This is a genomic window from Pseudomonas sp. TAA207, from assembly GCF_001529285.1.
GTDB lineage: Bacteria > Pseudomonadota > Gammaproteobacteria > Pseudomonadales > Pseudomonadaceae > Aquipseudomonas > Aquipseudomonas weihenstephanensis.
This window is the reverse complement of sequence record NZ_LLWJ01000062.1, coordinates 112,744-135,285: the sequence shown is the minus strand read 5'-3', so window position 1 is coordinate 135,285 and position 22,542 is coordinate 112,744. Positions and strand designations below refer to the sequence as shown.

General features: G+C 56.3%; 23 protein-coding genes. 16 read left to right on the top strand and 7 right to left on the bottom strand.

All coding sequences use genetic code 11. The annotated features are described in order from the left end of the window. Nucleotides 1–44: 44 nt before the first annotated feature. The 3 genes from dsbG to dsbD are packed head-to-tail and all read right to left on the bottom strand — an operon-like array spanning nt 45 to nt 3,409. Complete coding sequence (gene dsbG / locus AP059_RS08910; RefSeq protein WP_059762891.1) at nt 45–818, bottom strand: thiol:disulfide interchange protein DsbG; 774 nt, start codon at nt 816–818, stop codon at nt 45–47. After that, nucleotides 797–1,666 (bottom strand): TlpA family protein disulfide reductase, encoded by an 870-nt coding sequence (locus AP059_RS08905; RefSeq protein ID WP_059762890.1) that lies wholly within the window; start codon nt 1,664–1,666, stop codon nt 797–799. The genes dsbG and AP059_RS08905 overlap by 22 nt, the downstream gene beginning before the upstream one ends. Then, nucleotides 1,667–3,409, bottom strand: coding sequence for a protein-disulfide reductase DsbD (gene dsbD, locus AP059_RS08900; protein ID WP_059762889.1), 1,743 nt, complete (start codon nt 3,407–3,409; stop codon nt 1,667–1,669). It abuts the gene before it with no gap. Nucleotides 3,410–3,536: 127 nt separating this feature from the next. Here dsbD and AP059_RS08895 point away from each other — a divergent pair, with 127 nt between their 5' ends. From AP059_RS08895 to AP059_RS08875, 5 genes are all read left to right on the top strand, one after another. Further along, complete coding sequence (locus AP059_RS08895) at nt 3,537–4,217, top strand: response regulator (RefSeq protein ID WP_048365661.1); 681 nt, start codon at nt 3,537–3,539, stop codon at nt 4,215–4,217. Continuing rightward, nucleotides 4,214–5,533, top strand: a complete 1,320-nt coding sequence (locus tag AP059_RS08890; protein ID WP_177332369.1) for an ATP-binding protein — start codon at nt 4,214–4,216, stop codon at nt 5,531–5,533. Before AP059_RS08895 ends, AP059_RS08890 begins: the two co-directional genes overlap by 4 nt. A gap of 169 nt (nt 5,534–5,702) precedes the next feature. Then, on the top strand, nt 5,703–7,127 hold the full coding sequence (cycA, locus tag AP059_RS08885) for a D-serine/D-alanine/glycine transporter (protein ID WP_059762888.1): 1,425 nt from the start codon (nt 5,703–5,705) through the stop codon (nt 7,125–7,127). Nucleotides 7,128–7,353: 226 nt separating this feature from the next. Then, the gene (locus tag AP059_RS08880) at nt 7,354–8,760 is read left to right on the top strand and encodes an aspartate aminotransferase family protein (protein WP_059762887.1); all 1,407 of its coding nucleotides are present in this window, start codon (nt 7,354–7,356) and stop codon (nt 8,758–8,760) included. An 82-nt stretch (nt 8,761–8,842) separates the two neighbouring features. Continuing rightward, nucleotides 8,843–9,064: an MbtH family protein gene (locus AP059_RS08875; protein ID WP_047275172.1), complete on the top strand. Its 222-nt coding sequence runs from the start codon at nt 8,843–8,845 to the stop codon at nt 9,062–9,064. An 83-nt stretch (nt 9,065–9,147) separates the two neighbouring features. Here AP059_RS08875 and AP059_RS08870 read toward each other — a convergent pair whose 3' ends face one another. Beyond that, complete coding sequence (locus AP059_RS08870) at nt 9,148–10,227, bottom strand: asparaginase (RefSeq protein ID WP_059762886.1); 1,080 nt, start codon at nt 10,225–10,227, stop codon at nt 9,148–9,150. A 442-nt stretch (nt 10,228–10,669) separates the two neighbouring features. Here AP059_RS08870 and AP059_RS08865 point away from each other — a divergent pair, with 442 nt between their 5' ends. Genes AP059_RS08865 through AP059_RS08835 form a run of 7 tightly spaced genes read left to right on the top strand, consistent with a single transcriptional unit; the run spans nt 10,670 to nt 17,626 of the window. Next, nucleotides 10,670–11,623, top strand: a complete 954-nt coding sequence (locus tag AP059_RS08865) for a sugar ABC transporter substrate-binding protein (protein WP_059762885.1) — start codon at nt 10,670–10,672, stop codon at nt 11,621–11,623. 54 nt (nt 11,624–11,677) lie between these two features. After that, nucleotides 11,678–13,231 carry a sugar ABC transporter ATP-binding protein gene (locus tag AP059_RS08860; protein WP_059762884.1) on the top strand — a complete coding sequence of 518 codons (1,554 nt, stop codon included), beginning with the start codon at nt 11,678–11,680 and terminating at the stop codon, nt 13,229–13,231. Then, nucleotides 13,228–14,205: an ABC transporter permease gene (locus tag AP059_RS08855; RefSeq protein ID WP_059762883.1), complete on the top strand. Its 978-nt coding sequence runs from the start codon at nt 13,228–13,230 to the stop codon at nt 14,203–14,205. Before AP059_RS08860 ends, AP059_RS08855 begins: the two co-directional genes overlap by 4 nt. A gap of 3 nt (nt 14,206–14,208) precedes the next feature. After that, nucleotides 14,209–15,240, top strand: coding sequence for a LacI family DNA-binding transcriptional regulator (locus AP059_RS08850; protein ID WP_059762882.1), 1,032 nt, complete (start codon nt 14,209–14,211; stop codon nt 15,238–15,240). 10 nt (nt 15,241–15,250) lie between these two features. Then, nucleotides 15,251–16,171: a ribokinase gene (gene rbsK / locus AP059_RS08845; protein WP_059762881.1), complete on the top strand. Its 921-nt coding sequence runs from the start codon at nt 15,251–15,253 to the stop codon at nt 16,169–16,171. Further along, nucleotides 16,168–16,572, top strand: coding sequence for a D-ribose pyranase (gene rbsD / locus AP059_RS08840; protein ID WP_059762880.1), 405 nt, complete (start codon nt 16,168–16,170; stop codon nt 16,570–16,572). Before rbsK ends, rbsD begins: the two co-directional genes overlap by 4 nt. 25 nt (nt 16,573–16,597) lie before the next feature. After that, entirely contained in the window at nt 16,598–17,626 is a 1,029-nt protein-coding gene (locus AP059_RS08835; protein ID WP_059762879.1) for a nucleoside hydrolase, read from the top strand. 33 nt (nt 17,627–17,659) lie between these two features. Here AP059_RS08835 and AP059_RS08830 read toward each other — a convergent pair whose 3' ends face one another. Then, nucleotides 17,660–17,854, bottom strand: a complete 195-nt coding sequence (locus AP059_RS08830) for a hypothetical protein (RefSeq protein WP_059762878.1) — start codon at nt 17,852–17,854, stop codon at nt 17,660–17,662. A gap of 144 nt (nt 17,855–17,998) precedes the next feature. Here AP059_RS08830 and AP059_RS08825 point away from each other — a divergent pair, with 144 nt between their 5' ends. Together AP059_RS08825 and AP059_RS08820 are read left to right on the top strand one after the other, a co-directional pair. Next, nucleotides 17,999–18,304: a hypothetical protein gene (locus AP059_RS08825; protein ID WP_059762912.1), complete on the top strand. Its 306-nt coding sequence runs from the start codon at nt 17,999–18,001 to the stop codon at nt 18,302–18,304. Nucleotides 18,305–18,466: 162 nt separating this feature from the next. Then, nucleotides 18,467–18,775 carry an I78 family peptidase inhibitor gene (locus tag AP059_RS08820; protein WP_059762877.1) on the top strand — a complete coding sequence of 103 codons (309 nt, stop codon included), beginning with the start codon at nt 18,467–18,469 and terminating at the stop codon, nt 18,773–18,775. 74 nt (nt 18,776–18,849) lie between these two features. On the opposite strand, the gene AP059_RS08815 is transcribed toward AP059_RS08820, so the two are convergent. Together AP059_RS08815 and AP059_RS08810 are read right to left on the bottom strand one after the other, a co-directional pair. Then, on the bottom strand, nt 18,850–19,062 hold the full coding sequence (locus tag AP059_RS08815; protein WP_003179963.1) for a cold-shock protein: 213 nt from the start codon (nt 19,060–19,062) through the stop codon (nt 18,850–18,852). Nucleotides 19,063–19,335: 273 nt separating this feature from the next. Beyond that, complete coding sequence (locus tag AP059_RS08810; RefSeq protein WP_059762876.1) at nt 19,336–19,656, bottom strand: hypothetical protein; 321 nt, start codon at nt 19,654–19,656, stop codon at nt 19,336–19,338. Between the two features lie 364 nt (nt 19,657–20,020). On the opposite strand from AP059_RS08810, the gene thrS reads away from it, so the two are divergent. After that, a complete protein-coding gene (thrS, locus tag AP059_RS08805; RefSeq protein WP_059762875.1) occupies nt 20,021–21,943 on the top strand; it encodes a threonine--tRNA ligase in 1,923 nt (640 codons plus the stop codon). Then, entirely contained in the window at nt 21,943–22,494 is a 552-nt protein-coding gene (gene infC, locus AP059_RS08800) for a translation initiation factor IF-3 (protein WP_169916631.1), read from the top strand. Before thrS ends, infC begins: the two co-directional genes overlap by 1 nt. Nucleotides 22,495–22,542 lie beyond the last annotated feature (48 nt).

Here is a 22,542-nt window from a genome sequence, read left to right as displayed (position 1 = left end):
GCACAAAGGCCCGTGCTTGCATCAAGCGCGGGCCTTTTGTGGCGTTACTTGGGACCGAGAATCTTCAGCAGTTTGTCTGGCGACGGCGCGCCTTGTTGCTGTTGCAGGTTGCCTTGCTCGTCGAGATAGAAAATCGCCGGGGTGGCCGCTACGTCCAGCTCGGTCATCAGTTGCATGTTGGCATCGAGCTTGGCCTGCACGTCGGCCGGGATGCTGCCCAGTGCTTTAAGGGTGCTGGCTTTGCCGGCTTTTTCGTGGTCATGCAGGGCTTGCATCGGGTCTTTGGCTGCCAGCAGCGCGGCCGATTTACCGGGGCTGTCTTCACGGATGATGCCGACCATGATGTGGCGCAACTGCACCTTGCCAGAGTCTACCCACGGGCGGGCTTGCTCCCAGAACATGTTGCAGTACGGGCAGTTCGGGTCGCTGAACAGGTAAACAATGCGCGGCGCATCTTTTTTGCCGTCTGCGATCCAGTTGCTCTTTTCCATGTTGGCCCAGACTTCCTTGGCCATCGGTTCGTACACCATCTTTTGCAGCGGTGCCAGGCTCAGGTCTTTGCCTTGGGCATCATACAAATTACCCACCAGCACGTTGCCGTCTTTGGTCAGGTACAGCGCCATGCCGCGATTCTGGTATTGCGCTGCATAGCCGCGCAAACCGCTGGGCGCGTCAAAGCTGCCAACGATTTTGGCGCCCTTGGCTTCGATTTTTTTGATCGCAGGGGGCAACTCTTCGGCGTGCAGCCATGGCGATTGCAGCAGGGCAGCGCCGAGCAGGGTGGTCATGCTCAGGTTTAGCAGTGTGCGGTTAGGCATTGGGTAGTCCTTGCAGGGTCGCCCTGGAGGGCTGACTTTGAGGTGTTCGGGTCAAAATTTTCGAGCGCCCGGGCCAGGCTGGCTTGCGACAACTCGCCCAAGTGGCTGGCCAGCAAGCGTCCTTCAGCGTTGTAGAACAGGGTGGTCGGCAAGGCCATCGAGCCTACTTTCTGCCCCAGTTGGCCGCCACTGTCGAACAGCACGTTACTCAGGTTCAGACCTTGAGTTTCAAGGAAGGTGCTGACGCTTTGCATGCTCTCGCCCTGATTGACGAACAAGAAGGTCACGTCTTCGTGTTGGTGCTGCGCGTTTTGCAACACGGGCATTTCGCGTCTGCAAGGCGGGCACCAGGTAGCCCAGAGGTTGATCACTAACGGGCCGCCTTTATAACTGCTCAGTTGCACCGACTCGCCGTTGGCATTACGCAGCGCCATGTCGGGTAATTGGGTGCCTTTGTCGTAGAGATTCGAGGCCAGGCTGGCGAGTAGCCAGAACGCCAGGCCACTGCCCAACCCCCAGCCGAGCGGGCGTCTGAGGCCGGTGCGACGCCAGCTCCAGACCACGGCCCCGACCACGACGGCCAGCAACCCCGGCCACATCAAAAAGCCACCGTCACGCAGGTCGAGCATTTGCAGAGGATCGTTTTCGAAGTAGCGCCAGTAGCCAATCACGAACCCTATACGTGCCGCCAGCAAACCCAGCAGGAACAAGCTGAACAACACTGACTCAGGGTTTTCGCCACCGCGTTTTGCCACGCGCCAGCCCACCAGCGTCGCCAGGGCGAGGGCCAGTATCAGCAGCAAGTGGTTGATTGCCAGTGCAAACGAACCGATGGTCAGGGTCAGCATTTAGAGGAGTTCCCGGGTGGCGTTCCAGTTATTCAAAAAAGTCTCGGCGTTGACTTCGCCGGTAATGCGTTGCGCGCGACGCTCAACCCCGTTGGGGCCTATCCAGATAAAGCTGGGCGGGCCGGGTACTTGATAGCGGCTGAGCAGATCGCGGCTGGCGACAGTATCGGCGGTCACGTCCAGACGCAACAAGCGCACGCCTTGCAGGGCGTTCATCACCTGCGCCTGGCCGAAGACTTTTTTCTCCATCACCTTGCAGGACACGCACCAGTCAGCGTAGTAGTCGAGCATCACCCACTGGCCCTGCGCTTTGGCGCTGGCCAGTTCTCGCTCAAGGGTGGGGATGTCCTTGACCGTGATGAATGCGTCGTGGCTCGTGTTGACACTGCTGCCCGCCACGGTTTTGGCGGTGTACACCGCTAGCGGTTGCCAGGTATCGGTGCTGCCCCCGGCGGCACCAATCACCATCAGTGCGCCCCATATGCCTGCAATCAGGCTCAATGGGCTGAACAGGGTTTTGGCCCGCAAGAACTGCTGGCCTTGTTGCCACAGGCTGCTGGCAAAAATCAGCAGCAGGACGCCCCATAAGCCGACCCACAACGATTCATCCAGCACCGGGCGCACCAACAGCAGGGCGGTGCCCAGGAACAGGAAGCCAAACAGGCCTTTCATCAGGTTCATCCAGGCACCGGGTTTAGGCAGGAAACGGCTGCCCACAGTGACCAGAAGCAACAGCGGCATACCGATCCCGACACCCATCGTAAACAGCACCAAACCGCCCTCCACGGCATTGCCGCTTTGCGCGATATAGAGCAAGGCGCCCGCCAGGGGTGCGGTCATGCACGGGCCGACCAGCAAGCCCGACAAAGCGCCGAGAATGCCCGCGCCAATCAGGCTGCCGCCTTTGCGCCCGCGCCCGGCTGTTTCGAGGCGATCACGCAGCGCGGTGGGCAGTTGCAGTTCGAAGAAACCAAACATCGGCAGTGCCAGAACCACAAACAACGCGGCAAAACTGCCGAGCAGCCACGGCTGTTGCAGCAGCGCCTGCAAATTGGCGCCGAGCAAGGCCGCCAGTACTCCCAAACCTGCGTACACCAGCGCCATGCTGAAGACATAACTGCCCGCCACCGCAAAGCCGCGACCGGGGCTGGCGCCGCTACCCACCACCAGACCTGCCAAAATAGGCAGCATGGGTAGCGAACAAGGGGTGAAAGCAAGCAACAGGCCTAGCCCGAAGAACAGCAGCACGCTCCAGACCAGTGAACCCTGCTGCAACGTGGCGGCTAACGACTGGTCTTGCGCCTGTTCGGGCGCAGTCGCGGATTGAGCGCTCCCCAGATCAACCTTTTGGCTTTGCGGTGAGTAACACAATCCGGCGTCGGCACACCCTTGCCAACTGACCTTGATCTGGCCACTGGCATTGGCGGGGATGAGCAGCTCAAGGCGGTCTCGATAAACCTCAGTCGCGCCGAAAAACTCGTCACTGTGCGCCAACCCCTCAGGGAGTGGTGGCGTGTGTGCGGCATCCAGGCCCTCGAACTTCAGACGCTTCTTGTACAGGTAATACTTATCGGTGATTTTCCATTGCAGACGCGTTTCACCTGAAGGCAGCGGCTCGGTGCTGAAGACGAACGCCTGTTCAGCCGGTAGGAAGTCGGCTTTTTGCTCAAAGGGATTGTCACTGGCGTAGGCCTGACTAAAACCCGTCAGCAGCAGGAAAAAAAACACAATCAAACGAGACATGCGCCAGACCTTGGTATTTTCAATTAACCGTCACCTTGGAGGCACTTGATTAACCGAGTGTTAAAAACGGCATAATCGGGCCTTAATCCCACCGCCCTTTAATCGGCCTATTTACGCGGGTATCTGCATGCACGTATTGGTTTGCGAAGACGACGAGCTGATTGCCAGCGGCATTGTGGCGGGGCTTAAGGCTCAGGGTATGACGGTTGAGCATGTCGCCACTGCGGGTGCCGCCCGGGCCATGCTCAAGGCGGCTGAGTTTGACGTGATGGTGCTTGACCTCGGTTTGCCCGACGAAGACGGTCTTAAGTTATTGCAACAATTGCGCCAGCAGGGGTTGGAGTTGCCCGTGCTGGTGCTCACTGCGCGTGACTCGGTGACTGATCGGGTCGATGGCCTGCAAGCCGGCGCGGACGATTACTTGCTCAAACCGTTCGACCTGCGCGAGCTGGCGGCCCGTTTGCACACCTTGCTGCGCCGCGTGGCGGGGCGCAGTGTCAACCTGATCGAGCACGGTCGCTTGAGTTACGACCCCAGCAGCCGCGAAACATTGCTGGGCGGCAAGCCGGTGGATCTATCCCGTCGCGAGCAGGCCCTGCTGCAAGCTTTGCTGCATAACCGCGGACGGGTGTTGTCGACTGAGCAACTCAAAGACAGCATTTACGGTTTCAGCGACGAACTGGAGAGCAACGCCTTGAACGTTCATATCCATCATCTGCGGCGCAAGCTGGGCAATGGCATCGTCGAAACCGTGCGCGGCCTGGGGTACCGCCTGGGGCCAGCAGATGGCGCCGAGCCTGACGCATGATGAGCCTGCGCCTGCGTTTGAGCCTGACCATTGGTTCAGCCTTCATCCTCATATGGGTGTTGGCGGCGGCCTGGATGCTCAGCGATCTGCGTCAACAAATGATGTTTTCCCTCGATCAGCGTCTGGTGGCGTCTGCACGAATGGTGGCGGGCTTGCTGGAGCAATTGCCGCAACTGCCGGTAAAAGGCGAGGGCACGCATTTCAGTGCCGAGCAGTTGACCATACCCGGCGGCATGGCCTGCCAGGTCAGTTCGCTGCGTGGAGAAATTCTCGCCCGCAGCCATAACAATCCCGATCAACCCATGCAGTCCGAGTCGACCGGGTTTCGCGATCAGATCATTGATGGCGCAGCCTGGCGCACGTTTACCCTGGTGCGCGGTGACTTGCGCATCACCACCGCAGACCGCCAAGTGGAGCGCGAGGCGCTGAATCTCTCCGTGTTACTGGCGGCCTCTGTGCCGGTGGGCATGGCGCTGATGGTGTGTTTGCTGTTGTTATGGCTAGGGATTGGTCAGGGGCTGGCGCCACTCAAACGGATGCGCGATGCGTTGATGCGCCGGGATGCAGATTCGTTGCAACCGTTGCAAATCAGCCCATTACCCAGCGAGCTGCAACCTTTGCTCGACTCGCAGAACCAGTTGCTGGCGCGTATTGCCAAAGCGATTGAGCGTGAACGGCGCCTGACGGGTGACGCTGCCCACGAATTGCGCAGCCCGCTGACGGCAATCAAGACCCACTTGCAGGTGGCCCGCATGACCGATGGCGAGGCCCGTGAGCAGTCGCTGGCGCATGCCGAGGCGGGTGCTGACCGTTTGCACCGTACCCTTGAGCAATTGTTGCTATTGGCGCGGGTGGAGGGCAGCTTGTCCTTCGATGACGGTGTGCAATGTTCGGCCGAGCAAGTGGCGCGCCTGGCGATCCACGATGCGGCGAGTGGTGCAGCGGATCGAATCATTGTGCAAGTGCCCGCAGATTTGCCCGCCACAGCACTGAAGGTGCCGTCGGTTCTGGCCATTGCCGCATTGCGCAATCTGCTGGACAACGCCTTGCGCCATACGCCGGAAGAAGCTCGGGTCGAATTGAAATTGCGTGCCGAAGGTCAGTTCATCTATTTTGTGGTGCGCGATCATGGGCCAGGTATTTCGCCTCAAACCTTGCAACACATGACCCAGCGCTTCTGGCGCAATGGCAACAGCAATGGTTGTGGGTTGGGACTGGCGATTGTGCAGGCAATTGTTGAGCGTTGTGGGGGGGAGTTGCAGTTTGACAGTCAGCCCGACGGGCTGCGGGTTGAACTCAGGATGCCGTTGCAATAGGGCAGGTTTTGGGCGCGTGTTTGCATCGAACCGGCAAACAGGCAGTCGAGCAAGCACTGATATAGCTCAGTGTTTCGCACCCGTTACATCTTTACAGTGGCTCTCGATTTATAAGGGGGCCACGTGGGTCCCGCCTATAAAAATAATCCACTTGTAAGGTAATAGAACATTGAAGGATTCAGCGTTTGATCACCGTCCAGCTGGGGAACCCCCAGAATTGCAGCGCAGTTTGTCCAACCGCCACATTCAACTGATTGCCATTGGCGGAGCCATTGGTACCGGTCTGTTTATGGGTTCTGGCAAGACCATTAGCCTGGCAGGACCCTCGATCATTTTTGTCTACATGATCATTGGTTTCATGCTGTTTTTCGTCATGCGTGCGATGGGCGAATTGCTCTTATCCAACCTCAACTACAAGTCATTTATTGATTTCTCGGCCGACTTGCTCGGACCGATGGCTGGCTATTTCATGGGCTGGACCTACTGGTTTTGCTGGATAGTCACCGGCATCGCGGATGTGATTGCCATCTCCGGGTACACACAATTCTGGTTTCCCAACGTACCTCTGTGGTTGCCGGCGCTGGGGTGTGTGGCGTTACTGCTGTCGCTGAACCTGATTACCGTGAAAATGTTCGGCGAGCTGGAGTTCTGGTTTGCCATGATCAAGATCGTTGCCATTTGCGCGTTGGTCTGCACCGGTCTGTATATGGTCGTTACGGCATACCAGTCCCCCGTCGGCCACACGGCAAGCCTGGGGAACCTATGGAATGACGGCGGCATGTTTCCACATGGTGTGATGGGCTTTTTTGCAGGCTTCCAGATCGCCGTATTTGCCTTTGTCGGCATTGAGTTGGCCGGTACCACAGCCGCAGAAACCAAGAACCCGGAGCGCAATCTGCCCCGTGCGATCAACTCCATCCCTCTGCGCATCATCATGTTTTATGTGTTCGCGCTGATTGCCATTTTGGCCGTGACCCCGTGGCGGGATGTGGTCGCCGATAAAAGCCCTTTTGTTGAACTCTTTATGCTGGCGGGCCTTCCGGCGGCAGCGGGAATCATTAATTTTGTGGTGCTGACGTCGGCGGCGTCTTCGGCCAACAGCGGCGTGTTCTCGACCAGTCGTATGCTTTACGGCTTGGCGCTGGAGGGCGACGCACCCGGTAAATTCAAGCACCTGTCGCGTCGTGCAGTGCCTTCAAACGGTCTGATTTTTTCCTGCATCTGCCTGTTGGCGGGGGCGCTGGTGATTTATCTGATCCCTAATCTGATGGAGGCCTTCACCCTGATCACCACGGTGTCAGCGACTTTGTTCATGTTTGTCTGGTCGATGATCCTGTTGTCCTATCTGGCCTACCGTAAAAACCGTGCCCATTTGCATCTGGCATCGCGCTACAAAATGCCGGGGGGCAAAGTCATGGTCTGGGTGTGCCTGACATTCTTTGCGTTCATTCTGGTGTTGCTGGCGCTCGAAGACGACACCCGCCAGGCGCTGTACGTCGTGCCAGGGTGGTTTGTGTTGCTGGCATTGGCTTATCGATCAATTGTGCGCAACAAGCAGCGCATAGCACTGCGGGCCTGTAAAGCGGATCTCTAAAGGCCGGAGCGCTTTGCGGTTTGTTTAAGGGGGTGGCGCTGCAAGGTGCCGCCCCCTTTGTCGTCTGGTGCCCCTTCGCCTGAGAATTATCTGCTTGAACTCTAAATCGTGACCGCGCTGATGCGTCTCCAAAGCAGGAAAACCTGCGGTGTTCTTCCGTACAGGGAGGTCACGGGTCAGGTCTGCGGTTTTGGTCAATCTCATCAGCGTATTGAGGGTCCCGGAAATGTCAGTCGCTAGCCGTTTTATCGACGATCAGCCGGTTGGAGTCAGTCCAACTGAAGCGCTGTATGAATTTGAAGAATCCCCTTTGTTGGCCCGTCAGAGCCGCCAAGAGTCCAATGCGCGCAGCTATCCGCGGCGTATCCCGCTGGTGTTGAAACGCGCAAATGGCCTGTACGTCGAGGACGTTGAAGGCCGACGTTTTATCGATTGTCTGGCGGGTGCCGGCACGTTGGCGCTGGGGCATAACCATCCGGTGGTGATCGACGCGATTCGCCAGGTGCTGGATGACGGTCTGCCGCTGCACACGCTGGACCTCACGACGCCGGTCAAAGACCAGTTCGTTCAGGACTTGTTCGGCTTGCTGCCCGAAGCGCTGGCCGCAGAAGCGAAAATCCAGTTTTGTGGACCGACCGGCACCGACGCAGTCGAAGCAGCGTTGAAGTTGGTGCGCACGGCGACCGGGCGCAACACGGTGGTGTCGTTCCAGGGCGGCTATCACGGCATGAGCCAAGGTGCGTTGAGCCTGATGGGCAGCCTGGGGCCGAAAAAGCCGATGGCCGCACTGCTCGGTAACGGTGTGCAGTTTATGCCCTATCCCTACGATTACCGCTGCCCCTTCGGTTTGGGCGGTGAGCAAGGTGTGAAGGCCAACCTGCACTATCTGGAAAACCTGTTCAGTGACCCGGAAGCCGGTGTGCAATTGCCTGCCGCCGTGATCGTAGAAGTGGTGCAGGGTGAAGGCGGAGTGATTCCGGCTGATCTGGACTGGCTGCGGGGTGTGCGTCGCATCACGGAGCAGGCCGGCGTGGCGCTGATCGTCGATGAAATCCAAAGCGGTTTTGCCCGTACCGGTAAAATGTTTGCGTTTGAGCATGCCGGGATCATTCCTGATGTGGTGGTGCTGTCCAAGGCGATTGGCGGCAGTCTGCCACTGGCGGTGGTGGTGTATCGCCAGTGGCTCGATACCTGGTTGCCGGGCGCACATGCGGGTACGTTCCGTGGCAACCAAATGGCGATGGCGGCCGGCTCGGCCGTGATGCGTTACCTCAAGGAACACGATGTAGCCGCTCATGCGGCCGCGATGGGTGAGCGATTGAGCGAACACCTGCACATCCTGCAACGTGATTTTGCGCAGTTGGGCGATATCCGTGGTCGTGGGCTGATGCTGGGCGTGGAGCTGGTTGACCCGACAGGCAAGGCCGACGCGCAGGGCCATCCCCCTGCATTTGGCCGGTTGGCGCCCTTGGTACAGCGCGAATGCCTCAAACGTGGGCTGATTCTTGAGTTGGGCGGTCGGCATGGCAGTGTGGTGAGGTTTTTGCCGCCGCTGATCATCACCCGCGCCGAAATCGATCAGGTTGCCGCCATTTTTGGCAATGCGCTGGCAGCCGCCATCGCCCGGCTCTAATTCCAGGCCATCCTTGATCGTTTGTTTTATTACCCCGCTGCGCGTGATCGCGCAGCCAGATTGCTGCGACGGAGACCCGCACATGAGTTCAGTATTTGACCGCGACGACATTCTCTTTCAGGTGGTGGTGAACCACGAGGACCAGTATTCGATCTGGCCCGATTACAAGGCCATTCCCAACGGCTGGCGCGCGGTGGGCAAAAGCGGCTTGAAGCCTGAGTGCCTGGCTTATATCGAAGAGGTGTGGACGGACATGCGTCCGCTGAGCCTGCGCCAGAAAATGGACGCCGTGGCAACGCACTGAAGCGACGGCTCACAAAAAAGCCAACTGACAGCAGACTGTCAGTTGGCTTTTTTAATGCTCACAGGGAAGTGATTACGCGTGACTTAGTACTCCCAGAACATCCGCTGCAATTCTTTGCTGTCTTGGGTTTTGGTCAGTGCAACCATCGCCAGGATACGGGCTTTCTGGGGGTTGAGGTCGTGTGCAACGACCCAATCATTTTTGTCGTCAGGCTGTTCTGCGTTACGCAGTACGAAACCGCCGTTATTCACGTGAGACGAACGGATGATCTGCACGCCATCTTTACGCAGGGCTTGCAGGGTCGGAACCACGCGCGAAGAAACGGAACCGTTGCCAGTGCCTACGTGGATGATGGCTTTAGCGCCCGATTGAGCCAGTGCTTTGTAGGCAGTGTCATCAACGTTGCCATAGGAGTAGGCGATGCCTACGTTTGGCAGGCTCTTGATGTTTTTGATGTCGAATTCAGAATCCATGGTGTGACGCTTGGCAGGCAAGCGGAACCAGTAGGATTTGCCTTCAACGACCATACCTAGCGGGCCCCAAGGGCTTTTGAAGGCTTCGGTCTTGATGTTCATCATTTTGCTGACATCACGGCCCGACTGAATTTCGTCGTTCATGGTGACCAGTACGCCTTTGCCGCGCGCTTCTTTGCTGCCGGCGACCGCCACAGCGTTGTACAGGTTCAGCATGCCGTCTGCGGACATGGCGGTGCCTGGACGCATGGAGCCGACTACCACAATAGGCTTGTCGGTTTTTTCGACCAGATTGAGGAAGTAGGCGGTTTCTTCCAGGGTGTCGGTGCCGTGCGTGATCACGATGCCATCAACGTCTTTGCTGTCAGCCAGCTCAGCAACACGGCGGCCCAGTTGCAGCAGGTTGTCGTTGGTGATGCTTTCGGACGCGATCTGCATCACTTGTTCGCCACGCACGTTGGCCAATTGGCTCAGCTCGGGTACACCGGCGATCAGTTGGTCGATACCCACTTTGGCAGCGGTGTAGGTCGCGCTGTTAGCAGCACTGGCGCCCGCACCCGCGATGGTGCCGCCCGTGGCCAGGATGATCACATTGGGCTTAGTAGCGGTTTCTTGCGCCTGAGCAGTTGGCAGGGCTAGCAGAAGGGCCAAAGCGCCCGGAACAATCGATTTCAACACAGCTGTTTTCATTATGTTCTCTCTTAATGATGAGAGTGCTGATGCACATACACCTAGCACGGCGCGCGCCATCCACTGGCCACGCGCTGGCCTTAAGAAGGCATGATCTGTGCCAATACGAAAAGTTCTCAAGGAATGTTACAAATCACTGATTTGTATCAACAAATTATTAATATCTGTAGCCGTGTATGTCGTGTTCAGGACGGTTTTCCGAATGTTGCACAGGGTTTTTGTTCGGAGATGCGTCCGTTCGTCGGTTTTATGACGCCATTTTTTGACGTTGACAAATACGAAACGGGTTTCCATAGTGAGGTTCAAGCAAACGTTTGCGCGCTGCTTTTAGTTGTGCTTTTTCTAAGTGTCTGAAAACACACAAGGTCGGTTGTAGCTGTCGACCTGCTACTTCGCGTAAACAGGATGTTGCTCACAATAATCATAAGATCGGAGTGCTCCCATGAAGCTGCCCTTTGCTGGACGTCTTCTCGCTGTCGCCATGTTGGCGGCGACCTCTTTATCCCTTCCTGTTGCCCACGCAGATACCCCTGAAAAACCGAAGATCGGCCTCGTGATGAAGTCGCTGGCCAATGAGTTCTTCGTCACCATGGCCGATGGCGCCAAGGCCTATCAACAACAGCATCCGGCTGATTTCGACTTGATCTCCAACGGGATCAAGAACGAAACCGATACCGCGGGTCAGGTCGACATCATCAATCAGATGATCATCGCCAAAGTCGACGGGCTGGTTATTGCGCCAGCAGACTCCAAGGCGCTGATCTCGACCATTGATAAAGCTCGCAAAGCCGGCATCGTGGTGGTCAATATCGACAATCAGCTAGACCCTCAAGTGTTGAAAGCCAAGCACCTCGACGTGCCATTTGTCGGGCCTAACAACCGTGATGGCGCGCGTAAGGTGGGTGAGTTTCTGGCGGCCAAACTGAGCGCGGGAGACGAGGTTGGAATTATTGAGGGGGTGTCGACCACCACCAACGCCCAGCAGCGCACGGCTGGCTTCAAGGACGCCATGCAAGCGGCGCAGATGAACGTGGTCTCGGTGCAATCGGGGGATTGGGAGATTGATGGCGGTAACAAGAAAGCGGCTGCCATGCTCAGCGAATACCCGAACATAAAAGCGCTGCTGGCCGGTAACGACAGCATGGCGATCGGTGCGGTCTCGGCCATTCGAGCGGCGGGCAAGACCGGCAAGGTGTTGGTGGTGGGTTATGACAATATCGATGCCATCAAACCGATGCTCAAGGATGGTCGTGTCGTTGCCACTGCGGATCAGGCGGCTGCCCAACAGGCAGTTTTTGGTATCGAAACGGCGCTCAAACTGATCAAGAAAGAGCCGGTTGAAAACCTCAAAGAGGGTGTGATCGATACCCCGGTTCAACTGGTCACCCAACCTTAAACTTCCTCCTGCCCGGAGCACCTGTTCGGTTGAGCAGGTGTTCGGAGAAGCTCTATGACGACTCCTGTAGCCGGAGTGGCCCTTTCAGTCAGCGGCATTGGTAAAACCTATACGCAGCCTGTGTTGAGCGGCATCGATTTGACCCTGAATCGTGGCGAGGTGCTGGCGTTGACCGGTGAAAATGGTGCCGGCAAAAGTACCCTGTCGAAAATCATCGGCGGCCTGGAAACGCCTACCACCGGCCAGATGCAGTTCAATGGCCAGCCTTATACGCCAGGCAGCCGGGCGCAGGCTGAGCGCCTGGGTGTGCGCATGGTCATGCAAGAACTCAATCTGCTGCCGACACTGACGGTGGCTGAGAATCTGTTTCTCGATAATCTGCCCAGCCGTGGCGGGTGGATCAGCCGTAAAAAGTTGCGCCAGGCGGCTATTGAAGCAATGGCGCAAGTTGGGCTTGAAGCGATAGACCCCGATACGTTGGTGGGAGAATTGGGCGTTGGCCATCAGCAGATGGTCGAAATCGCGCGCAATTTGATCGGCGACTGCCATGTACTGATTCTCGACGAACCCACGGCCATGCTCACCGGTCGTGAGGTTGAGCTGTTATTTGTGCAGATCGCGCAACTGCAAGCGCGCGGGGTTGCCATCGTCTACATCTCGCATCGCCTTGAAGAGCTGGCACGGGTGGCGCAGCGCATTGCAGTACTGCGTGATGGTTGCCTGGTGTGTGTCGAGCCGATGGCTAATTACGACAGCCAGCAACTGGTCAACCTGATGGTGGGGCGAGAGCTGGGTGATCATCTGGATATGGGGTCTCGCCAGCGTGGGGAACCTGTGTTGCAAGTGAAGGGGCTGGGTCGCTCGAACAAAGTGCTGGATGTCTCTTTTGAGGTCCGAAAGGGCGAGATTTTTGGTATTTCTGGCTTGATCGGGGCAGGGCGCACCGAGCTTTTGCGCCTGATTTATGGCGCAGACACCGCTGACAGCGGTTCGGTAGCCGTGGGTTCGCCTTTGCAGGTGGTGAGTATCCGTTCGCCGGTTGACGCGGTTAAGCAGGGCATCGCCCTGATCACCGAAGACCGCAAAGGCGAAGGCTTGCTCATGAGTCAATCCATCGGCGCCAATCTCGGCCTGGGCAATATGGCTCGCATCTCCCGCGCAGGTGTTGTTAACGGTATTGCTCAAGACGCTCTGGCTCAGCGTCAGATAGACGCGATGGGCATTCGCAGCTCCGGGCCTGAGCAAATCGTTGCGCAATTGTCGGGCGGCAATCAGCAGAAGGTCGTCATCGGCCGCTGGCTTGAACGTGACTGCACCGTATTACTGTTTGATGAACCTACCCGCGGCATTGATATCGGCGCCAAATTCGATATTTACCGTTTGCTGGGTGAGTTAACGCGCCAAGGCAAAGCGTTGGTGGTGGTGTCCAGTGATTTACGTGAGCTGATGCTGATTTGTGATCGTATCGGCGTGCTCTCTGCCGGGCGTTTGATCGACACCTTCGAGCGCGAGTCCTGGAGTCAGGAGCAACTGCTGGCCGCAGCATTTGCCGGTTATCAAAAACACGATGCGTTACTCACGCCAGTAACGCCAAAGGATGCGTCATGAAAACGGCTGCCTCGGAGCACAAAGCTGCACACAATTTCTATGGGATGGGCACGTACTTGGGGTTGGCGGGTGCTTTGCTGGGCATGGTGGTGTTGTTCTCCAGCCTCAGTGATCACTTCTTTTCCTATGACACGCTGAGCACATTGGCGAACCAGATCCCGGACCTGATGGTGCTCGCGGTCGGTATGACGTTCGTGCTGATTATTGGCGGCATCGACCTGTCGGTGGGTTCGGTACTGGCGCTGGCAGCCTCGGTGGTGAGCGTGGCAATACTCGGCTGGGGGTGGGGCGTTTTGCCTGCTGCGTTGCTGGGTATGGGCTGCGCAGCATTGGCCGGAACGATCACGGGTTCGATCACCGTTGCCTGGCGTATTCCCTCGTTCATCGTGTCACTGGGTGTGCTGGAAATGGCGCGTGGCGCGGCGTATCAAATGACAGGCTCGCGCACGGCTTATATCGGTGACGCCTTTGCATGGCTCTCCAACCCGATTGCGTTTGGCATCGCGCCTTCGTTCATCATCGCTTTACTGGTGATCCTGATTGCTCAAGCAGTGCTGACCCGAACGGTATTTGGTCGTTACCTGATCGCCATTGGTACCAACGAAGAGGCGGTGCGGCTGGCGGGTATCAACCCCAAACCTTATAAGGTGCTGGTGTTCAGCCTGATGGGTTTACTGGCTGGCGTGGCGGCGTTGTTCCAGGTTTCGCGTCTTGAGGCCGCAGATCCCAATGCGGGTTCTGGCCTTGAATTGCAGGTCATTGCTGCCGTGGTGATCGGCGGCACAAGCTTGATGGGCGGACGTGGCTCGGTCATCAGCACGTTTTTTGGTGTGCTGATTATTTCGGTGCTGGCGGCCGGATTGGCCCAAATCGGCGCAACGGAGCCGACCAAGCGTATTATTACCGGTGCTGTCATTGTGATAGCAGTGATTCTGGACACTTACCGCAGTCAACGAGCACGTCGACGGAATTAAGCAATGGCAACGATTAAAGATGTCGCGGCACTGGCAGGGATTTCCTACACAACGGTCTCTCATGTGTTGAACAAAACGCGCCCGGTGAGTGAACCCGTGCGCTTGAAAGTGGAAGAGGCCATTGCGCGCCTTGACTACGTGCCCAGCGCTGTCGCTCGTTCCTTGAAGGCCAAAAGCACGGCAACCATTGGCCTGCTGGTTGCCAATAGCCTCAACCCCTATTTCGCTGAGTTGGCGCGGGGCATTGAGGATTATTGCGAGCGCAACAATTACTGCGTGATCCTGTGTAATTGCGACGATGACCCCGACAAGCAACGCAGCTATTTGCGCGTGTTGCTGGAAAAACGCGTCGATGGGCTGGTGGTCGCCTCTGCGGGGGGGGATGCGGGCCTTGCCAGCGGGTTGGCGGGGGTTCGCACGCCGATGGTGATCGTCGACCGCAGCCTTGAAGGCATAGATGCCGATCTGGTGCGAATCGATCACGAGCAGGGCGCTTATCTCGCGACACGGCACCTGCTTGATCTGGGGCATCGCGCAATCGCGTGCATTGGCGGGCCAGCCATCACCAGCGTGGCCCACATGCGCAAGGCCGGTTATCTGAGAGCGCTGAGCGAGGCGGGCCTGATACCCAACGACGAGTGGATGATCGAGAGTGACTTCAGTTGTACGGGTGGCTACGAGGCGGCGGGCCGCTTGTTGAGCGGCGACAGGCCGTCGGCCATTTTTGCGTGCAACGACATGATGGGGATTGGTGTGCTGCGCGCAGCTGCCGAGCGGCACATTCGGGTGCCCGAGCAGTTGTCTGTCATCGGTTTTGATGATGTGCAAATGAGCCGTTATGTGTACCCGGCCTTGACCACCGTGGGGCAGTCGATCCTGCAACTGGGTGAAACCGCCGCACAGGTTTTATTACGACGCATTGCTACACCGCAGCAGGCCGTCGAACAGTTGATTGTTGCGCCCAACATCGTATTGCGAGAGTCCACGGGGCCGTACGACGTAGCCTTGCAATACCCACAGCAATCCCATGGATGAGTGTCGATACATGCAAGCAAATGTCGTAGTGGTTGGCAGTCTGAATATGGATCTGGTAACGCGTACCGAGCGATTGCCTCAACCGGGCGAGACGCTCTTTGGTCATTCGTTGGCGACCGTGCACGGGGGCAAAGGGGCTAATCAGGCGGTTGCAGCGGCGAGGCTTGGTGCGCAGGTGGCGATGATAGGGTGCGTGGGCAGTGACGCGTATGGTCTGCAATTGCGCGAGGGGCTGTTGGCCGAACAGATTGATTGCCACGGTGTGCGTAACGTTGAAGGTGGCGTCAGTGGCGTGGCGTTGATTGTGGTCGATGCCAACAGTCAGAACACCATCGTGGTCGTGCCGGGTACTAATGCGTGCCTGGTGTCACAAGACATCGATGCGTGTGACAGCGCGTTGCAAAAAGCCGATGTGATTGTGTGTCAGCTTGAGGTGCCAATGAGCACTGTGGGTTACACGCTCGACCGGGGGCGCGCGCTGAATAAAACCGTCATTCTCAACCCGGCGCCGGCCAGCGGCCCATTGCCGGTTGAGTGGTATGACGCTGTTGATTATTTGATTCCCAATGAAAGTGAAGCGCAGGCACTCAGCGGTGTGGTTGTCGACTCACTCGACTCAGCCGAATTGGCGGCGCGCACGTTGATGGGGTTCGGTGCAGGCAAGGTCATTGTCACGCTTGGCGCTCGGGGCGCTCTGTTTGTCAGCGAGCAACGGGCGGTGCATTTTGCGGCGCCCAAAGTGCTGGCGGTTGACGCGACGGCCGCTGGCGACACCTTTGTCGGTGCGTTCTCTGCCGCACTGGCCGCTGGTCGTAGCGAGGATCAAGCCATTCGATTTGCCCAGGTGGCGGCGGCCTTGTCGGTCACACGCTCAGGCGCTCAACCCTCTATTCCTTATTTATCGGACGTTGAGGGGTTTTCACCGTCATGAAAAAGACGCCTTTATTGAATATTGCGCTCTCCCGGCTCATTGCATCGCTGGGCCATGGTGACTTCGTGGTGATTGCAGATGCCGGTTTGCCGGTGCCCAAAGGTGTTGAGTTGATCGACCTGGCCTTGACTCAAGGCGTGCCGGACTTCGCTAGCACCTTACGGACCGTATTGAGTGAAATGCAGGTGCAAAGTCATGCGCTGGCCCACGAGCTGCTGCTGGCGCCCAGTCCCGCGCTGGACAGTATCGAGGCGCACGCAAGAGGGGCCGAGCTGGGGAGTCGGCGCCTGCTTTCACATGATGCGTTCAAAGACTTATGCCAGCAGGCAAAAGTGATCGTGCGTACGGGGGAGTGTCGTCCTTACAGCAATATCGCGTTGTTTGCGGGTGTTACATTTTAATAACGTTCAATACAGGAATTCGGTTATGCCACGCTTTACACCACGTCTGCCTCAAGTCATCAGGAGTGTCTTGTTTTTGTCAGCGATCACGCTTTCAAGTGCTCAGGCCGCAGAAAAGATAGATCTCATCATCGACACCGATCCGGGGGCTGATGATGTGGTTGCTTTGCTGTTGGCACTGGCGTCTCCAGAGCAATTGAAAGTTCGCGCTATTACCACGGTGGCCGGGAATGTGCGTCTGGATAAAACCTCGCGCAATGCGCGTCTGGCGCGTGAGTGGGCAGGGCGCGAAGAGATTCCGGTGTACGCGGGTGCGCCACGCCCCCTGGTTCGCTCGCCTATCTACGCAGAGAACATTCATGGTCAGGAAGGCATAACGGGTGTGCCTGTGCATGAGCCTGCCAAAGGTCTTGAGCCCAAAAATGCAGTCAACTACCTGATCGAAACGCTTACGGCTGCCAAGCCTGGCAGTGTGACCATTGCCATGCTGGGGCCTCAGACCAATCTTGCGCTGGCGTTGACCCAGGCGCCTGGCATTGCCAAGGGCATTAAAGAAGTGGTGGTAATGGGTGGGGCGCACTTTAACGGCGGCAATATCACTCCGGTTGCAGAGTTCAATCTGTACGCAGATCCACATGCGGCCGATGTGGTGCTCAAAAGCGGGGTCAAGCTGACTTATATACCGCTGGATGTGACACACAAAATCCTCACCAGCGAAGCGCGGTTAAAGCAAATTGCATCGTTGGGTAATACGGCCGGGAAACTGGTAGGCGGTATTTTGAATGAATACGTGAAAGGGGACATGGAGCACTATGGTTTGCCAGGTGGGCCGGTGCACGATGCCAGTGTCATCGCGTATTTACTGGAGCCTGGCTTGTTTACAGGGCGTGAAGTCAATCTTGTGATTGATACGCGCGAAGGCCCGACGTTTGGTCAGACGATTGCTGATTGGTACAACACCTTAGATCAGCCAAAAAATGCATTTTGGGTCGAAAACGGAAACGCCCAAGGCTTTTTTGATTTGCTGACGGCTCGTTTAGGGCGCTTGAAATAACCAGAAAGTGCGCAGACGCATGTCTGCGCAACTTCATGTGGCGCGGGACAGGTCTCCATATTTCTCGAAAATCTGGCTGGCAAATACGTGCGCAGCGTCTGTTCCCAGCTCCTTGACCAGCAGATCAATCCCGATAATCGCTAGTTCTTCAGGGGTGCCCGGGCTGTATGAACACTGGCCTTGAGGCCACTTTGCCTTGATGTTTGCGTCAATCGTGACTGTGATCATGGTTATCTCATGGCGTTTAAAATCGCGATTTTAGCAAAATGCTATCGATAAGCCACCAGCGTTGGAGGCCGTCGTGTCCCAATCCTTAGGCCCATCTGTGACGGGTGCGTGTCACACTTGGCCTTTTTGAGGGGCAGGTGGATGATAAGCATTGATTTGAACAAAGCGGATGCGCTCACCATTGACGCCGTGCGCCAGTTGCTGGCCTCTGCCAGCGATGATGTGCATACGCAGTTGCGCGTAACGAAAGCAGGCATTGCGTATCTGTCTGTCAGTGCCGTAGGTGGAACCGATATCGACGGGCTGCTGTTCAGGCTGGAAACCTGGGCGGCAGGGTCGGGGTACGTGGGCAACGTGGCGGCCAACGATGAGGTTTGGGTGATGCAGATTTTCAACGCGCTCAAAGAGAACTGGCCCAATCCTGCTTTTGACTACATTGACGTGTACTAGAGCGTGCACACATGCCGTGACGATTGGGAATGAGCAATAGCCAATTTTTCGTCCAGAATCACGCGCCTTTCGGTCATGAGGTGTTTTGTTGCTTTGTGCCGTGCAACCTCTTTGCGATACCGCTGTCGCAAAGGCTTCGATCATTCAATTTAAGGAGGTTTCATGTCCTGGAAGCTAATGCCATTGGGTTCGTTGTTGGCGGTGCTGGTCTTATCTGGCTGCACCACGCCGAGTTCTGACAACGAGGTGACACAAGACGCTGGACACAGCCGGTGCGACGCTCAAGCAGCAGCGTTTGTGATCGGTAAAAAAGCCTCCTCTGAGCTTCTGGAGCAGGCACGAGTCAAGGCCGGGGCGCAGAATGCACGCATCCTGGGGCCGCACGACGTTATGACGCTTGAGTATCGTTCTGATCGACTGAACCTGAATGCCGACGATAACGCGATCATTACGCGCGTGAATTGCGGTTAGGCGCAGCGGTTTAACGTTCTGTCAGGCATAAAAAACCCCGTCACATGGACGGGGTTTTTTTGTTCGAGGGAGATTTACTCCGGACGAACCTGCGCAGCTTGCATACCCTTTTGGCCTTTCTCAGCCACGAAGGAAACGGTCTGGCCTTCTTTCAGGCTTTTGAAACCGTCGCTTTCGATAGCTTTGAAGTGTACGAACAGGTCGTCACCGCCACCTTGAGGAGTGATGAAGCCGAAGCCTTTTTCATCGTTGAACCATTTTACGGTGCCGGTTTGGCGATTAGACATGGTGTATCTCCAAGAAACTTATATTTTCAGTAGTACTGTGTTGCTCAGGCCAACTGGGCACACTTGGCTATCATAGTCGAAATGTACGGTTTGGAACCCCCCCTGAGTCACAGTTTGCACAATTGTTAGCGTGTATGTGTTGCTGAAAACCGTCATGGCCCCCATTTTATGGGGGCTTGGGGTCGAAAAACGCTTTAAAAAAAAGCTGCTGTGAATGATTTTTTTTTAAGGATAAGTGCTTTTTAAGTCGTTTTTACTCGCGAAAGCACTTGCTCAGCCTTTGGCGGCGGGCTTTTTCTCAGCGCGGCAGGTCTGAATTGCATCCAGAGCTTTAGTGCGTAGTTCGGCACTAGGCTGAGTGGTCTTGCTCATTAACTGCGTGATTTCGGCAGTCGAAAACTTTTCGGATAATTTGTCAGCACCGCAGGCGCAATGCTGTTGAGCCGTCTTTAGATCGACGCTTTGGTTGGCGGCTGCAACGCAGTCCTTCATGTAGTCACTTTTAGCGCCCGCAGGCCAGTTATCGGCGTGAGCGCTTAGAGGAATAAGCAGTGCCAGAGGGGCAGCGAAAGCAAACAGAGGATTCAAGCGCATGTGATGCTCCTTCTTGGACATTTAAGTCGAACGTGATTCACGGTGTATTTGAGGGCACAAGTGCAGCTCAAGTTCAGCATTATGCAAAAAAGGGCAGCGTGAAGCGCTGAATGCCGGGGTACGCTGCATCAACCAGGCATCTGTGCTAGCATGCCGCCCTTGGCTTTTTTCTCGGTGCGCCCAGTGTTAGCCCCGGAACAGAGCCATACACCCTTTTTGATTTGAACTCCAGTCACTCTGGTTCGGTAAATGGTTGGCCGCAAGGCTCCTGCCACTGTGAGGCAGGCACACCGCCGAATCGCGTACTGGCTCATCCCAACCCACGTGACCTTTGGTAGGGGTCACCACTAGGAGAGGAGGCGCCATGCCAACTATTACTCTTCCCGACGGCAGTCAACGTTCGTTCGATCATGCAGTCTCTGTTGCCGATGTTGCAGCATCGATTGGCGCAGGTCTGGCAAAAGCCACCGTGGCCGGCAAGGTCAACGGCAAACTGGTTGATGCGTGCGATCTGATTGAAAATGACGCCACTCTGCAAATCATCACGCCTAAAGATGAAGAGGGGCTGGAGATCATTCGTCACTCTTGCGCCCACTTGGTAGGCCATGCAGTGAAGCAGCTGTACCCAACGGCCAAAATGGTCATTGGTCCTGTCATTCAGGAAGGCTTTTACTACGATATTTTCTATGATCGTCCCTTCACCCCGGATGACATGGCTGCTATCGAGCAGCGTATGCAGCAGCTGATCGAGAAAGACTACGACGTGATCAAAAAGGTCACGCCTCGCGCAGAAGTTATCGAGCTGTTCTCTGAGCGCGGTGAAGACTACAAACTTCGCCTGATCGAGGACATGCCCGATGAGCAGGCGATGGGTCTGTACTTTCACGAAGAATACGTCGATATGTGTCGTGGGCCTCACGTGCCTAATACGCGCTTCCTCAAATCCTTCAAGCTGACTAAATTGTCAGGCGCTTACTGGCGCGGCGATGCCAAGAATGAGCAGTTGCAGCGTATTTACGGCACCGCATGGGCGGATAAAAAGCAGCTGGCAGCCTACATCCAGCGTATCGAAGAGGCTGAGAAGCGCGATCACCGTAAAATCGGCAAGCGCCTGGGTCTGTTCCATACACAAGAAGAAGCGCCGGGCATGGTGTTCTGGCACCCGAATGGCTGGACGCTGTATCAAGTGCTTGAGCAATACATGCGCAAAGTGCAGCGTGATAACGGCTACCTGGAGATCAAGACGCCTCAGGTTGTGGATCGCAGCTTGTGGGAAAAGTCCGGTCACTGGGCTAACTATGCTGAAAACATGTTCACCACTGAGTCGGAAAACCGCGATTACGCGATCAAACCGATGAACTGTCCGTGCCATGTGCAAGTTTTCAATCAGGGCCTGAAAAGCTACCGTGAGTTGCCGCTGCGTTTGGCTGAATTTGGTGCTTGCCACCGTAACGAGCCGTCGGGCGCCTTGCACGGCATCATGCGGGTTCGGGCTTTTACGCAAGACGATGCGCATATTTTCTGCACGGAAGAGCAAATGCAGGCGGAGTCCGCAGCGTTCATCAAGCTAACGCTGGATGTTTACGCAGATTTCGGCTTCAAAGACATCGAGCTGAAACTTTCGACTCGCCCGGAAAAGCGCGTGGGTTCAGATGAGTTGTGGGATCGCGCTGAGAGCGCATTGGCTTCAGCCCTTGATAGTGCTGGCCTGGCGTATGATTTGCAGCCGGGTGAGGGTGCTTTCTACGGACCCAAGATTGAATTTTCTTTGAAAGATTGTCTGGGTCGTGTCTGGCAGTGTGGTACCTTACAGCTCGATTTCAACCTGCCTATCCGTCTTGGCGCAGAATATGTGTCTGAAGACAATAGCCGCAAGCACCCTGTCATGCTGCATCGCGCGATCCTCGGTTCGTTCGAGCGTTTCGTCGGTATTCTGATCGAGCATTACGAAGGTGCGTTCCCTGCGTGGCTAGCGCCAACTCAGGCAGTGATCATGAATATCACTGATAAACAGGCAGAATTTGCTGCTGAAGTTGAAAAAACTCTCAATCAGAGCGGATTTCGTGCCAAGTCTGACTTGAGAAATGAAAAGATCGGCTTTAAAATCCGCGAGCATACTTTGCTCAAGGTTCCTTATCTCTTGGTTATCGGAGATCGGGAAGTCGAGATGCAGACTGTCGCTGTGCGTACACGTGAAGGTGCTGACCTGGGCTCTATGCCCGTCGCGCAATTCGCTGAATTCCTCGCACAAGCGGTTTCCCGGCGTGGTCGCCATGATTCGGAGTAATTATTATTAAGCGTGAAATGAGACAAGATAAACGAGCTGCACCGAAAGCCCCGATCAACGAGAATATCTCGGCACGCGAGGTTCGGTTAATTGGGGCTGAAGGCGAGCAGCTTGGGATTGTGTCAATTGAAGACGCGCTTCTTAAAGCTGAAGAGGCCAAACTGGATTTGGTGGAAATTTCCGCTGATGCAGTACCCCCAGTTTGTAAACTGATGGACTACGGCAAATCGATCTTCGAAAAGAAGAAGCAGGTTGCCGCTGCAAAGAAAAACCAGAAACAGATCCAGGTTAAAGAAATCAAGTTTCGTCCAGGGACGGAGGAAGGGGATTACCAGGTAAAACTGCGCAACCTGGTACGTTTCCTGAGTGATGGGGACAGGGCCAAGGTATCGTTACGATTCCGCGGCCGTGAGATGGCCCACCAGGAGCTGGGTATGGAACTGTTGAAGCGGGTTGAAGCTGACCTCGCGGAATACGGTACCGTCGAACAGCATCCTAAGATGGAAGGACGCCAGCTGATCATGGTCATCGCCCCGAAAAAGAAGAAGTAATCAATTGGGCACGGCAGGCCTTCTGATTATGTTTATCAACTGAATGCG